The organism is Streptomyces sp. NA02950 (assembly GCF_013364155.1).
In the GTDB taxonomy this organism is placed as follows: domain Bacteria; phylum Actinomycetota; class Actinomycetes; order Streptomycetales; family Streptomycetaceae; genus Streptomyces.
On record NZ_CP054916.1, the window covers coordinates 7506289 to 7520401 of the forward strand.

Below are 14113 nucleotides of genomic sequence, written 5' to 3' on the forward strand. Positions count from 1 at the left end.
CAGAAGACCCCTTCGGTTGCCGCACCTGTCGGAGTCGGGAGCGAGCGGAACCAGCCGCAAGCAGTCCGATTTCGGTCGCTCAATCAAATGGACAACACGCTGCACCTTGCAGGCCAGCACCGTTGAACCAGCATCTCTTGGCGCGCCGAGACCAAGGGAAGGGGAGAGCGTTGGGGAAGCAGAGTAGGTGCGGGTCGACTGACACCACAACGGGGAAGCCTTGCCGAAAGCTAGCCATGGTGGGCTACTCCCGATGCCAAGATCACCGTGGGAAATGGAACAAACCGCAGGTGAAGAAGCAGAAGAAGCGCTGAGCGTAACGGTGCCCCTGCCGCTCGCGGCCGGGGCACCAACACCGAACCGCCCCGGACCGCAGTGGCACACCGTACATCCGCCGCACACAACCCTCCGCTCCTGTGTTCGGACCGTGGTGCGGACGCCCCGCCGCGTGCTGGTGAGCGCCTTCGACGGTGGATGCTCGCTCGTGTCCCTGTCGATCCCGCTGACCGCGTCATGCGGCCTGAGCGTGCTGAGCACTCGTTTCCAGGTGCTGTCCGCCGACCACAGCCGGTGGCGCTCATACATGGAGCGCGGGGAGAGACCCCCAGGATGTACCTCAGGCAGTCATCCAGCTGGCCGCGGAGACCCTGCCTGGTCGCCGTCGCGTCGATCCCGAGGTGGCAGACAGCCTGTTCGCGGCCGTACCACGCGCGATTGAAGCGTGCCGTCATGCGGCACTCCGCCGACGCGACCTGAGCGGGCAGCCCGTCCCCGCGCCGCATGCACCCGAGGGCGAGGAACTGCCTGTCCACCTGCGACGCACAGTAGTACAGCAGTTGTCGGGCGAGCAGGGATTCACGGCTGCCGTCGTCATCGTCGATGCCGCCCTGCCACGCGTTGGGGAAACGGCGTGAGCGAGGGAATTCGAGGCCACTCCCGGGAAGCTCGGGCCCAGGATTCGCGCAGTGCATCTCCGGCCATTTCCAGGCTGTTTCGCGACTCAGTCATTAATCACACTAATGGTTTCCATACTGTCAAGAGCGCCCTTTCGGGGGACGGCGGCTACTCCTCGTACCGTCTAGGATATCATCTGTTCTCGCTGGCCCGTGAAAGTTGCGCGCCAGAGTGAAAACGGGCGGGGTGTCGGGATGAGGATGACCAGTGACAGTCGATCGATGCTGGTCAGCAAGTGGAAGGTGGTTTGCGGTGAGCAGGATCCACAACGGCATGGCTGCCGGCACGATGACCGGAGCACAGTGGGTGAAGGCGTCCGCATGCGACGCGATCAACTCCTGCGTGGAGGTTGCAAGGGTCGGTGAAAACGAGATCGCGATGCACAACTCGCGATTCCCGGATGGTCCCGCACTCGTCTTTACGCGCGACGAGATCGCGGCCTTCTTCGAGGGTGTGACGAAGGGCGAGTTCAAGGCTATGACTGTCTAAAAAGTGTCGGCCATAGGTTGCCTTTGGCCAGGGGGCTGTTCATTCTTAGCGCGGGTGGGAGAGTCCCGCCCGCGCGAGGAGTGCACATGTCGGGTCAGATTCTGGCCTTGGTCGGGCGGCAGGGGGAGCCACCGCCGACCACACCGAAAGCAGCGGCGAAACTCGTCGGCGCTCTACTGCAGCACCTGCGTCAGGAGCGCAGGATGAACCAGAACGAGGTCGTGCGGTCCGTCTCGGGGTTCGGGTCTGTGCCCAAGCTCAGTCGCTACGAGAACGCCACCGTCACGCTCAAGGCGGAACACGTCTTCGCGCTGCTGCGCTTCTATCAGGCGCCGGAGGACTGCGTCAGGGAAGCGGAGATGCTCCTGCAGTGGCCTCACGAGCAGACGTGGTGGTCCTCCTTCGCGGACATTGCGAACTCCACGCTCATGTCCCTGTTCGCTCTGGAGTCCACGTCGAAGGTGGTCCAGGTGTACCAGGAGAACAATGTCCCCGGGATGCTCCAGACCGCGGGCTACGCCCGCGCCTTGATGGCGGACTTCGCCCAGGCACAGTTCGACCCCGAGACACGTCGCAAGTATCTCGCGGCCATCGAACGCCGTTTGGAGATGCGGCTTCGTCTGCAGCATCTGCTGGACCAGCCCAACGCGCCCATGTTCAGGGCCGTCATTGCGGAGTATGTGCTGGACAAGGAACTGGGCGGCGTGCTGGTCATGCGGGAGCAGCTGCGCCACTTGTTCACCGTCGCGGAGAACAAGCCCAACGTGCATCTGCGCATTCTGCCCGGGTCAGCTATGCGGCACGGCTCTCCGCTGCACCCCGCCATAACCCTGTGCAAGCCTCATGAGGGGAACGCCGGCCGATCCGTCTACCTGGAGGACAAGAACGTCAGCGGCCAGTTCCTCACCGACAGCGCGCAGATCGAGACCTTTATGGCGTCCATGGACTACTGGTGGCAACACGCGCTGTCGAAGACGGAGACTCTGCGTCGGCTCCAGCACTACATCGACCGGCTGGCCGACGAGCCCCAGGAGTAGTCCACGTCATCCGATGCGGGCGACCCCGCCGTACTCGATCCACTCCTCGCTTCGCTGCCGCGGAGCGAGATCGCTGTCCGGCAGCCAGCGCGATACTTCGACGGGCTCGGGGGCCTCCAGAAGGTCGAGGCCCTCGAAGAACCGGTTGACCTCGCTGATAGAGCGGACCTGTCCCCAGGAGTTATGGGTGATCTCCTGCATGAAATCGGTGATGCTGTGGCGGAGTTCCGGATCATCACTGGCCAGCTGCGAGATCACCAGGTAGCTGCCGGGCGGCAACTGCTGGGCGACTTTGCGCACCAGCCCCCAGGGGTCGTCATCGTCGGGGATGCAGTGGAGAACAGAGACGAACAGAGCGCCGACCGGCTGCTGCTCGTCGCGCAGCAGTCGTCGTACCGCGCTGCTCTCGAAGATCTTTGTGGTATCGCGCATGTCGGCGTTGAGGACGGCCGTGGTTGTCGGATCCTCCGCCAGCATAATTTCCCCATGGACGAGGACCACGGGGTCATTGTCGATGTAGACGACTTCACTGGCCGGATCGATGTCCTGGGCGACCTGGTGCACGTTTGGTCGTGTCGGAAGTCCGGAGCCGTGGTCGAGGAATCTGCGCACACCCTGTTCCCGGGCGAGATAGCGAACGGCCCTGATGAGAAAGGCCCGGTTGACCAGCGCCAATTCACGGGTACTGGGAGCTATGCGAAGTAATTCGTCACAGGCTTCACGGTCGACCTGATAATTGTCCGTGCCGCCCAGAAGGTGGTCGTACATTCTGGCAACACTTGGCCTGCTTACATCGATGATGATCCGCTCCCCACGCTCTCGGAAGGCACACGTCCCCCTTAGACGCTGCCGGTCTCCGAAGGCAGAGGTCCCATGCTAGAAGGATGAGCCGAGGCTGGGCTACCCGCATCCATCAACGGAGCACGTCATTTGATGGCATTTCAGTCGAGACTTGACTCACCACGGCTCCGGCGCACGCCAACCGCCTCATCAGGGAATACGACGCAGGCATATTTCATTGCGCTCGGCTGGGGAGCAGACTCCGCAGGGCACGGTGGCGCAGTAGCTCGAAGTCGGCCTTGGACAGGCCCATCGCGTAGCCGGCGTGGAGGGGAGACAGGCCAAGCTTGTAGCGGAGAACCAGGGCGTCCGCTTCGTCGCGGTCGAGTAGGTGATGAAGTCCGAGTGGTGAAGTGGTTCGACGCTCGGAGGCTCTGCGGGAGAGCAGATCCCAGGCGTGTGCGGCTGGCGAGGAGCTGCGAAGCGCCCTCTCCCATTGCTCGCCGAGATCGCGCAGGGCGGCGCGGGCGATGCTGACACCTCCGTGGCGGGATCCTGCGGTTGCGGTGCCGAAACGCCGGTAGACCGTCCAGCGGTCGCAGCAGAAGGCGTTGTAGGAGACCGGAAGTCGCTGGACGATTGACGGGTCCGTCCATGCGAGGTGCCAGTCGTTGAGTTCGGTGTCAGCGCGCAACCCCGGCGGGCTGGAGCGCATCAGCATGACGTTTCACCTCACAAGGGGTTGCTGGGCAGGACGGAGCGAAGCCCGGCACGCAAGCGCGACGGCGCGCAGGACACGGAGGCCGTCGGGTCAGGACGGCAGAGGGATCAAGCACGTCGGCTCGTTGGCCACTTCGCCGTGTTGGTGGCGGTGCGCCCTCGCCCGTCGAACGGGCGAGGGCTTCTTCACGCAGGTCGCAGTGTCAGGCGGTACGGCGGAGCTTCACATAGATGAAGCAGCTGCGGTCCGACACGGAGGCAGCCGTCATGCCCACCAGCACCTCCACCGGGAAGGGCTCCTTACGGACGGCCGCTGCGGCGAGGACGCCGATCAAGAGCAGAGAACTGAAGCGCAGAGTGAGCATCAAGACGCTGGAACTAGCGGTTTGCAGTAAGGCCGACAGCGGAATGCTAATCTCTGGCGCTGCTGGAAGGATGCTTGCGAGCTTCCAGCGGACGTGCTGAATCAATTTTCGCGCTCCTCGGTGCGTAGTTGAGATGGCACGAGGGAGGGGTCCCGAGTTGGTTGACGTCAGCCTCGGGACTCTTTCCGTGCCCAGTCGGACGCTAGTCGCATTACCTGCTTGCGGCGGGCACTTGATCCACATGAAAATGGAATCGGACATTCCCAATAGAGCGGTGGCGCCCCCTGGCGTTGACCGATTTCCGACACAGCAGACCACTCGCGTGAACAACGAGCGAAGCACACCTGGCAATTACGGTCAGAAATGGTCAGGTGGGCCTGAAAATCCCTCGCGCGTCACCCGAGGCCTGCCACCCTTTCGGGTGAATCGATGGCCTCAGTCACTTCGACTCCTGCAAACAGCGGATCCACCACCGGAAATCGTGTCGCCTCCCCAGGGCGGCCTCTTGGTCCGCACTCGTCGAATTCCTCCGTCTACGCACGCGGTTGAAGCCCGCCGGGTCCACATCTCCACTTCGGATTGCTGGCCAAGCCCTGTGCTTGAGCTTCCGCGACGGTGTCAGAGAACCCTTTGCCGGAGGCAGTCGTACTCCTTCCGGCGGGCCTCGGCCACCCGGCGAAGATGCGCGACGGTGTCGTGGCGCTGGTGGCAGTTCGGGGCACACTCGGCGGCCATACCCCGGCGGGTTGCCGGTAACTTGTGTGATCTCATCGCTCAGGCTGCCCGGGAAGGTGATCGCCTGGTTGTCCTCGCCGACCTCGCAGTCCGCGTCGGCCTCGTGCATCTGCAGGTCGAGTCCTCCGGGTGTCTGCTCGGGACCCGGCGAACCAGAGTCGGCGCCCCTGGCTCCCCACGCGAGCAGGAGCAGGTGCGCTGACCTTCTTGAGTGCGATCCCGCAGATCGTGTGTGAGGTACTCGATAAGTACGTCGTGGTCCGTCCAGCGTGCTCCGGCGAAAGTCAGACAACCCATAGATGTTGGTGTGCTTGGTGAAGCTCGCCATGTCCAGCCAATCGGCTCCAGAGCGAAAGATCAGCAGTCGGCGCAGCAGGGCTCTTCCGAGAGCCGCCACCTCCCGCCAGGCATATTCGAACCAGCTGTGCTCATGTGCGAAGGCCCGCTCACCCGGCGTTTGGGAGCGCCGGGTTCGAGAGGTGTAGCGCGGTTGCCCTGGTCGCCTCCGTCCCGCACTGGTTAATCACCGAAGATGCCGCGTCCTGCGGACCCTCAGTCGGTGCTGTCGAGTGATCTTCAGGTGGCGACCGCTACTACTTTGCCGACCCCTACTGAGGAGTGGCATGAGACTCAAGGCACTATGCGTCGGCGGCGCGGCACTCGCGGCCCTCGTCCTCCCGCTCACCCCTGCGTCGGCGACCCCAGGCGACATGGTGACGACCACGCTCACACAGGCGATCGCCGATTTGCCCGTCACGGCAGAGTCCCGTGACGGATACGAGCGCAGCAAGTTCCGGCATTGGGTGGACGTTGATCATGATGGCTGCGCCACAAGGGCAGAGGTGCTCGAAGAGGAGGCCGTCGAGCCGCCCGATGTCGGCCCCCGATGCAAGATCACCGGGGGAAGCTGGTTCTCGTGGTACGACGGCCGGCTAGTGGACGGGCCGACGAGCCTGGATATTGATCACAAGGTGCCACTCGCCGAGGCTTGGGATTCGGGAGCGTCGGCATGGACGGCGCAGGAGCGGCAGGACTATGCGAACGACCTGGGTGAACCGCGAGCGTTGGACGCGGTGAGCGCGCAGCAGAACAGGCAGAAAGCCGACCAGGATCCGACAACTTGGATGCCATCGGACCCCAGCGCGCACTGCCGGTACATTGCCGACTGGGCCGCGGTGAAGACCAGGTGGCGTCTCTCAGCGGACCCGGACGAGGTGGCAGCGCTCCAGCGGATCGCAGTCAGATGCCCGGATGAGGAGATCACCGTGGTACTGGCTCGCTGACGCCCTGCGCTACGCGCCCCCTCGCCATTCCCGAGGCCGATGAGGGGGCGTGTCGTCGCGCCCGATTCAGGCAACGCGAAGGTGGGCCCACAATCAGCAGTGCGGCCACCACCTTCGCAGGCCCTATCTCGCTGACGGCAGCCGGACGTCACGGAAGCTTCCAGAGCCAGCAGCCGACCGGTGGTTGTGTCCCAGAGTCGGTCGCCGCCGGTTCCGCCGGTGATGAGCAACCAACCCCGCGGGTGCGGGGACCAGTCCACGAGCCCGCCGGGAATCTCGGCCAGGCCGGGACCAACCCCGCAAGCGTGGGGAGTAGGCGGCGGTTGCCCGTCTGCCCCCTGATCGGAGCCCCCCGCGGGCGCGGGGAGCAGCCTACCTCGGCGGTCGGGCGTACTCGGAAGAAGGGACTAACCCTGCGCCTGCGAACAGCCCAACCGACTTGGTGGGAGGCGGTGTGGGTGGTACAGACGAACCCCCACTGGCTGGTGAGCACCACTCCCGGCAACTTCCCCCTGTGCCGCTCGAAAAGTTGTCGTCGCAGGTGGGAGTGGTACGGCCAGTCCGCTGGGATCATGTCCTCCGTGATCGTGCCCTTGCTGTACAAGGTGACCCGAAAGCTGCTGACTGTTCCATCGGTGCTCCTGCGTCACGGGGCGGCGAAGGACGCGGAACTGCTGGTGCTGCGGCACGAGAACGCGGTCCTGCGCCGCCAGTTGGCCAGACCGATGCGCTACGAGCCCGCCGACCGGTTCTGGTTCGCCGCCCTGTCCGGGCTGATACCCCGGCGCCACTGGCACCAGGTCTTCCCTGTCGCCCCCGACACCCTGCTGGCCTGGCATCGCAGGTTCATCGCCGCGAAGTGGGACTACACCGCGCGCAGGCGCACCGGACGCCCACCCACCACGGCAGCGATCAAGAGGCTCGTCCTACGGCTGGCCCGGGAGAATCCGAGGTGGGGGCACCGGCGGATCCAGGGGGAGCTGACCCGGCTCGGGCATCGGATGGCTGCGTCGACGGTCTGGGAGATCCTGCATGCCGCGGGCATGGATCCGGCACCGCACGGCGCAGGCCCCACCTGGCGCGAGTTCCTGACCACGCAAGCCGAGGGCATCATCGCGGCAGACTTCTTCCATATCGACACGGCGCTCGGCAAGCGACTGTACGCGCTGGTGTTCCTCGAGCACGGCACCCGGCACTGCACATCACCGGGGTCACCGCCCGCCCGACACAGGACTGGGCAGTGCAGCAGGCAAGGAATCTCACGATTGGCCTGGGCACACGCATCGATTCCCTGCACTTCTTGCTGCGCGACCGCGATGGCAAGTTCAGCCAGGCATTCGACGCGGTCTTCCAAGCCGAGGACATGGAGATCCTCAAAAGTGCGCCACAAGCTCCCCGGATGAACGCGCACTGCGAACGCATCATCGGCAGCATCCGACGCGAAGCCCTCGACCACGTCCTGATCATGAACGAGGCCCACGCCCGCCACGTCCTTGCATCCTACGAGCGGCACTACAACGAGCACCGACCCCACCAAGCCCGCAACCAGCTACCACCCGACGCTCACGAACAACCCGCCGCAGCACATGACCTCAGCACCCACAAAGTTGAGCGCGCCCGGATCCTCGGCGGCCTCATCAACGAGTACAGACATGCGGCATGACGTGCCGCGATGACTTTTCGAGCGGCACAGCATCCGCCGCTTCGCAGCCGAGCAGATCAAGCACGCGACCACCTTCCTGCAGTGGCTCGGTACCCGTGACAGCACCCTCTCGTCCTGCGGCCAACTCGACATCGACGCCTGGTTCGCGGACAACACCGAACACAGCCGCACCTGCCTGAGGCCCTTCCTCAACTGGGCCAGGAAGAGCCGCCGATGTCCACAGGCCCTGTCCATCCCCACCATGAAGATCTCCAGACGACCCGCGCTGAGCGAGGACGAGCGCCTGGCCGCACTTGGCCGACTGCTGACCGACGCAGACACACCGATGCGCCTCCGTGTCGCCGGCCTCATCTTTCTCCTCTACGCGCAGCCCCTGACCCGGATTGTCCAGCTCACGGTCGACGACGTGCTCCACGACGGAGAGACCACGCTCCTGCGGCTCGGGGAGCCCGCCTCTCCCGTCCCCGAACCAGCGGCAGCCCTGCTACTGGCCTACCTCGCAGACCGCGACAACATGAACACCGCCACCAACCATGCATCCCGCTGGCTCTTCCCCGGCCGCCGGGCCGGACGGCCGGCCCGTCCCGACCACATGTCCTCACGACTGCGGGAGATCGGCATCCCGGTCGCCGCCGCCCGCGGCGCCGCCATCCGACAACAACTCCTCGAACTACCCGCCCCCGTCGTCGCGGATGCCCTCGGCTACCACGACAAGACCACCAGCCGCATCCTCAGAGAAAGCGGCGGGACCTGGAGCCGATACGCCGCTGGTGATCACAGCCGGTCACCAGCGGGCTGGGCTCCCAAGGGAATCCGCGATAGTTGAATACGCCAGCTCACCAGTACCAAGGCCGTCGTCCCGGTCAGCCGTGGAAGGAGACTTCGAGTTCGAATTTTCCTCCGAGGCCGTCGATACGGCTCCGGAAGAGGGCCCGGGTCATGTTGTCGTCGAAGAGCGTGACCTTCCAGACGTCCTCCTCCGAGGGGTGCGGAATCTCGACGAGGTGCTTGTAGTTGAGGAAGCCGTCGGGATTTCCGTGTTCGTCGAATCTCCTGGTCCCCAACTCGACCGACAGCGTCTGGATCGGCAACGTCACGTTGATGTTGACGATTTCTCCCTGGCCGATGTGCCCCTCCCAGACCTCCTCCCCGTCCACACGGAGGATGATCGATCGCTGACCGTGGCCCTCCATGGCCAGCGCGAACACGCTCTCGAACTTGATCTTCGTCATCACGCGCTCCACGTTCCGCTCGACGCCGCCCCCTCCGTTCAGGTTCCCCCCGGTCATCCCTCCCGGCAACTCGCGATCCGCCTGCGACGCATCGCCCGCTTGCCTCCCGCAAGGCCTGCCCATCGTCGCGGCCTGGGGTGACGGGGCTCTGTCGGCGTCGGCCTTCGGCTTTCTCGGTGGGGCAGGAGTCGGGGCCCTCGTTGGTGCCGCCGTGGCGGTTCCGATGGTCCGGCGCTGGGCGCGTGCGTAGACCGTCCGCTCCCGCCGAATCTCTCGCAGCGAAGACTGAGCGATCCACACCGAATGTCCACCTCGCAGCGTGGCGGTCGTACCACCGCTTGACCATCGGTGAGAGCTGCCCGACGACGCGCCGCCCCGGGCCGCTAGGCCGGGCGGCCGGCATCACCGCGATGGTGCGGGGGCGTTGATCGGGGCATGCGAAATCTGATCCCCGCCGTCACCGCGCTGACGGCGGCCGTGGCCGTCCTCGCGGCCCCGACCACCGCCGGACAGGGCCTGCACCGCCCATCCCAACCTCGACGCCGGACGGCGCTTCGCCCGCGTCAGACCCAGAGCCTTGGTGTCCAGGCGGAAGAACTGTTCCAGCTCCCCGGGCGACGGCTCCGTGGCGAACCGCCTATAGCGGGCCTTTTGCTCAGCAGACAGGTACTCAACAGGCATGCCTACGCCCTCGGCTACCACCACGTCACCACAACTCGCCTTGCCTCGGAGGCTGGTGGGACCTGGAGCCGATACGCCTCCGGTGACCACACACGGTCACCGGCAGGGTGGGTTATGCGGGAAACTGGCGACACTTGAATAGGCGAGCCCACCAGTACCGGGGCCGGAGACACCTTACGTAAGGCCGTTGTCATGGGCTCGATCTCCGTGACCATGGTCGCCGTTCCTTCGAGCAGCTGCTGCGTGAAGGGCGTTAGCTCACGCGCAGGCTCTCGACCTGCTCTGTGCTTTGGCCCGTGAGCTGGGACGCTGCATCGTCACGGTCGGTGTCTCGACGGTAGCTCTTTTGTGAGCGATCGATCAGTGATATCCCTAGTCACAGCCGTTGTAACGGCCACCGACCGGGCTGTACGAGGGGGGAACGTGTCGGATCAGACGCGTGCGCCACAAGGCGATCCCGCCGAACCGCCGCTGGTGCTCAAGGGCCCGGCGATGCAGTTTCCGTACATGCCGAGCCCCAAGAAGCTCGTCTTTGGGTACGACCCGGACGAGTTCGAGGAGTTCGTCAAGGAGTGGGTTCCGGCCCTTCATCCGGAGTATGTGCGGGTGGAGCGGCAGGGCGGCAGCGGAGACCACGGCATCGATGTGGCCGCGTACCGCAGTGCGCAGGGTTTGGAAGGGCCGTGGGACAACTACCAGTGCAAGCGCTACAAGAGTGCCTTGAACTGGAGTACAGCCGCAGGTGAGATCCGCAAGATGTTCGTCGGGGTGGTGCTGGGGCATTTCGTCCTGCCCGCCCAGTACGTCTTTGTCGCCCCGGCGTTCGCCCGCAATCTGCGCACGGCGCTGGCGAAACCGGCTCAGACCCGTACGAAATTCCTTGAGGAGCTGGCCGAGACGCGTGATGAGGTCATCACTCGCCTGACGGCCGATCAGCAGCAGGAAGTGGCCCAGCTGGCCGAGCAGACGGACTTCGCAATGTTCGTGCCCGTCGACATGGACCTGATGCTCGAACAGCACAAAACCACCCCGCATTGGGCCACCCGGTTCCCCGACGAACCGCGCGAACGCCCCGCCGTCATGCTGCCTCCGGACGAGCACAATCCCGAGGAGGCCCAATACGTTCAGCAGCTCGTGCGGGTCTATGCCGAGCAGTGGAAGGCCGACGCCGACACGCTTCGCCCGGGACGCCTATCCCGACGGACACTTCAAAGCGGTCATGGACGACGTCCACGCCCATGCGGTAGAGGTGGCCGACAAGCGTTTCGAACTTGGCTGGGACCGGCTGCAGGCGGTCCTGGAAGCGGCCGGTGCCGTGGCGCTGACGGAGACAGTTCTCACCCGGTATGTGAGGCCCCTGGACCGCAAGGGGGTATGCCATCACCTGGCGAACGACGGCCGACTGAAATGGTGTGAGGAAGGGGGAGCCGCGTGAACCCGCTCAACAGCCCGCTGGAGATCGGTGTGCGGGCACTGGTGCTGCTGGCCGAGAGCCACCCCCAGCCCCTCGACCTGGCACAGCTGGCCGTCCTCGACCACGCCGTCCTTCACAGCGGCGACCTTGACGGCCCGCCCTCCCTGCACCCTTCCTTGCCCGGGCACTCCGGTGAATTGGGCATGAAGCGCACCGTGCTGGAACAAGCGCTGCTGGTCCTCATCCGTGCAGGGCTCGCCGACGTCGAAGCCGACGAGACAGGACTGGTCTACCGGGAACGCGGGCCCGCTTTCGTCGACATCCTCGAGGCCCCCTACGTGGAGCGGCTGCGCGAGCGCGCCGAATGGGCCGTGCACCACTGGGCCCCCGACACCGACGTACGCCAGGCCACCGCGGAACTCCTGGGCGGCTCCCTGTCCGCATCCACGCCATTCGAGGGCCGCCGTGAGTGAACTGCAGCTGACTCATTGAACCGCCCCGTGTCAGGTAGGGACTCGATTCCGTGAAAGGATTGAGTCATGGCACGACCCTCCCGTTACCCGCTTGGGCTGCGCCGTCGCGCGGTGCGCATGGTCGCCGAAGTGCGCGACGACTACCCGAACGAGACGGCCGCCTTGCAGGCGGTCGCGGACAAGCTCGGTATCGGTTCCCGCGAGACTCTGCGGAACTGGATGAAGCAGCAAGAGATCGACGCGGGGCAGCGTCCGGGGACGACGACGGAGGAGTCCGCCCAGCTCAAGGCGCTGAAGAAGGAGAACGCTGAGCTGAAGCGGGCGAACGAGATTCTGAAGGCCGCGGCGAGTTTCTTCGCGGCCGAGCTCGACCGGCCACACACGCGCTCGTAGCGTTCATCGACGAGTACCGGGACCGCTTCGGCGGGGTCGAGCCGATCTGCAGGACGCTCACCGCACACGACTGCAAGATCGCCCCTTCCACGTACTACGCCCACAAGAAACGCCTCCAAACGCCCTCCGCCCGTTCCGTGCGCGACGAGGCACTCAAGGAGCGGATCCAGGACGTCTATACGTCCAACTACCGTGTCTACGGGGCCCGGAAGATCTGGCGCGAGCTGAACCGGCAGGGACATGCGGTGGCCCGCTGTACTGTCGAGCGCCTGATGCGCGAGCTCGGTATCCAGGGCGCGGTGCGCGGCAAGCGCGTCATCACCACGATCCCCGGCGGACAGGTCCAGCGGGTCCCCGATCTGGTGGACCGCGACTTCGTCGCTGCCGCTCCGAACCGGTGCTGGGTGGCGGACTTCACCCATGTGAAGACGTGGTCCGCGACCGTCTATGTCGCGTTCGTCGTGGACACCTTCTCCCGCCGGATCGTCGGCTGGTCCGCGGCCACCGTGAAGGAGACCGTCTTCGTCCTGGACGCCCTGGAGATGGCCATCTGGCAACGCGATCGCGACCAACAGTACGTTCAGCCAGGAGAGTTGATCCATCACTCGGATGCCGGGTCGCAATACACATCGTTCAAGCTCGCCGAGCACCTGGACGCCGCCGGCATCGCGGCGAGCATCGGATCCGTCGGTGATGCGTACGACAACGCCCTGATGGAGTCCACGATCGGCCTGTTCAAGACCCAGTTGATCAAGCCCCAGCGGCCATGGAAGACGCTCTCCCAGGTCGAGTTGGCCACCGCCGAGTGGGTCGACTGGTACAACCACCGAAGACTCCACGGTGAGATAGGCCACGTCCCGCCCGTCGAATACGAAGCCAACTACTACACCGAACTCACGAAACCCCAGGTCACAACCACAATCTGAGATCTCTACCGAACCCGGGGCGGTTCAGTCTCGACTGCACCGTTTTCGGCACCCACAATGTCACGTTCCCGCGGGGGCCGGGCGGCTGCTGCCCTACACTGAGCCGTTCGACCGTCACCGGGGGGGCCATGATCATAGGCATTCACGGGATCCGTTGCTACCGCTATCTGGCACGGGCCGGCAGCGCGGAAGGGGCCGCGCGGGCGCTGGCCGCCGAATGGGGCGCGGCGTTGGGCGCTGGCTACGACGGCGTCTCCTACGAGCAGGGGGGCCTTGACGCGGCCTACTACGCGCATCTGCTGCATCTGGGGACGGCCCAGGGGGCGGCGGCCGAGGACCCGGAACTCCTCGGGGCGACTGGACAGCGGATGCTCGCGGACTGGGCAGCGGAGCTCGGCGCTCCCGATGAGGTTCTCATGGGCCGGGCCGGGCTGCCGGTGCGCCAGATCGCCGAGTGGATCGCCCGTCGCCACGGTGACCTGGCCAGGCGGGTAGTGGTGCTGTTCTGCCGGGAGGCCGACACCTATCTCGGCGACCCCGCCTCGCAGCGGCGTGCGGGGGTACGGGACGAGCTGAGCGGAGTACTGGAGCGCCGGCGCCCGCGAGTGCTCATCGCGCATTCGTTGGGCAGCGTGGTCGCCTACGAGACCCTGTGGCACCGTCCCGTGGAACTGGACGTTCTGATCACGCTGGGCTCGCCGCTGGGACTGCCGGGGGCGATCCGTGACCGGCTGTCCATGGGACCGGGCAACGAGGAGCGGATCGGGCAGCGACCGCCGGGCGTGCGGCGGTGGGTGAACATCGCCGACATCGGGGACGTCGTGGCGATCCCCCGCGACCTGCCCGCCTCCTTCCCGGGCATCGACGCCCACCACGAGGTGAGCCTGGGCGCGGTCGCCTCCCACAAGGCGACGCGCTACTTGGCGGTGCCCGAGGTGGCCGCCGAGTTGGCCCGCCTGCGCTGACCG

The 14113-nt window shown here is 65.6% G+C and carries 13 protein-coding genes and 2 pseudogenes; 10 read left to right on the plus strand and 5 right to left on the minus strand.

Features of this window, described 5'->3' with window-relative positions; translation table 11 throughout:
• Nucleotides 1-1227: 1227 nt before the first annotated feature.
• Together HUT19_RS33005 and HUT19_RS33010 are read left to right on the plus strand one after the other, a co-directional pair.
• Nucleotides 1228-1443, plus strand: coding sequence for a DUF397 domain-containing protein (locus HUT19_RS33005; protein WP_176187588.1), 216 nt, complete (start codon nucleotides 1228-1230; stop codon nucleotides 1441-1443).
• An 86-nt stretch (nucleotides 1444-1529) separates the two neighbouring features.
• A complete protein-coding gene (locus HUT19_RS33010) occupies nucleotides 1530-2480 on the plus strand; it encodes a helix-turn-helix transcriptional regulator (protein ID WP_303332261.1) in 951 nt (316 codons plus the stop codon).
• A gap of 6 nt (nucleotides 2481-2486) precedes the next feature.
• On the opposite strand, the gene HUT19_RS33015 is transcribed toward HUT19_RS33010, so the two are convergent.
• The 3 genes from HUT19_RS33015 to HUT19_RS33025 form a co-directional block, all read right to left on the minus strand.
• Entirely contained in the window at nucleotides 2487-3278 is a 792-nt protein-coding gene (locus HUT19_RS33015; RefSeq protein WP_176187590.1) for an SAM-dependent methyltransferase, read from the minus strand.
• A gap of 217 nt (nucleotides 3279-3495) precedes the next feature.
• A complete protein-coding gene (locus HUT19_RS33020; protein ID WP_176183953.1) occupies nucleotides 3496-3981 on the minus strand; it encodes a hypothetical protein in 486 nt (161 codons plus the stop codon).
• A 202-nt stretch (nucleotides 3982-4183) separates the two neighbouring features.
• Complete coding sequence (locus HUT19_RS33025) at nucleotides 4184-4345, minus strand: hypothetical protein (protein WP_176183954.1); 162 nt, start codon at nucleotides 4343-4345, stop codon at nucleotides 4184-4186.
• Between the two features lie 1358 nt (nucleotides 4346-5703).
• Here HUT19_RS33025 and HUT19_RS33030 point away from each other — a divergent pair.
• From HUT19_RS33030 to HUT19_RS33040, 3 genes and pseudogenes are all read left to right on the plus strand, one after another.
• Nucleotides 5704-6363, plus strand: a complete 660-nt coding sequence (locus HUT19_RS33030; RefSeq protein ID WP_176183955.1) for an HNH endonuclease family protein — start codon at nucleotides 5704-5706, stop codon at nucleotides 6361-6363.
• Between the two features lie 581 nt (nucleotides 6364-6944).
• Nucleotides 6945-8026, plus strand: a pseudogene (locus tag HUT19_RS33035) (integrase core domain-containing protein).
• A 241-nt stretch (nucleotides 8027-8267) separates the two neighbouring features.
• Nucleotides 8268-8852 (plus strand): hypothetical protein, encoded by a 585-nt coding sequence (locus tag HUT19_RS33040; RefSeq protein ID WP_254885911.1) that lies wholly within the window; start codon nucleotides 8268-8270, stop codon nucleotides 8850-8852.
• A gap of 37 nt (nucleotides 8853-8889) precedes the next feature.
• Here HUT19_RS33040 and HUT19_RS33045 read toward each other — a convergent pair whose 3' ends face one another.
• Together HUT19_RS33045 and HUT19_RS44395 are read right to left on the minus strand one after the other, a co-directional pair.
• Nucleotides 8890-9315: a hypothetical protein gene (locus HUT19_RS33045; protein ID WP_176183956.1), complete on the minus strand. Its 426-nt coding sequence runs from the start codon at nucleotides 9313-9315 to the stop codon at nucleotides 8890-8892.
• Nucleotides 9316-9660: 345 nt separating this feature from the next.
• Nucleotides 9661-9939 carry a DUF4158 domain-containing protein gene (locus HUT19_RS44395; protein WP_217712302.1) on the minus strand — a complete coding sequence of 93 codons (279 nt, stop codon included), beginning with the start codon at nucleotides 9937-9939 and terminating at the stop codon, nucleotides 9661-9663.
• 507 nt (nucleotides 9940-10446) lie between these two features.
• On the opposite strand from HUT19_RS44395, the pseudogene HUT19_RS44400 reads away from it, so the two are divergent.
• The 5 genes and pseudogenes from HUT19_RS44400 to HUT19_RS33070 all read left to right on the plus strand — a co-directional run.
• Nucleotides 10447-10605, plus strand: a pseudogene (locus HUT19_RS44400) (hypothetical protein); the annotation flags it as partial.
• Between the two features lie 553 nt (nucleotides 10606-11158).
• Nucleotides 11159-11374, plus strand: a complete 216-nt coding sequence (locus HUT19_RS44405; RefSeq protein ID WP_368661721.1) for an ABC-three component system protein — start codon at nucleotides 11159-11161, stop codon at nucleotides 11372-11374.
• Nucleotides 11371-11826, plus strand: coding sequence for an ABC-three component system middle component 2 (locus HUT19_RS33060; RefSeq protein ID WP_176183958.1), 456 nt, complete (start codon nucleotides 11371-11373; stop codon nucleotides 11824-11826). Before HUT19_RS44405 ends, HUT19_RS33060 begins: the two co-directional genes overlap by 4 nt.
• A gap of 66 nt (nucleotides 11827-11892) precedes the next feature.
• Nucleotides 11893-13145, plus strand: a protein-coding gene (locus HUT19_RS33065) for an IS3 family transposase (RefSeq protein ID WP_176183959.1) whose coding sequence is annotated in 2 segments (ribosomal slippage) — nucleotides 11893-12175 and nucleotides 12175-13145 — 1254 coding nt in all. Because the reading frame shifts where the segments join, the coding sequence is not laid out codon by codon here.
• A 128-nt stretch (nucleotides 13146-13273) separates the two neighbouring features.
• Complete coding sequence (locus HUT19_RS33070) at nucleotides 13274-14110, plus strand: hypothetical protein (protein WP_176183960.1); 837 nt, start codon at nucleotides 13274-13276, stop codon at nucleotides 14108-14110.
• The last annotated feature ends 3 nt before the right edge of the window (nucleotides 14111-14113 follow it).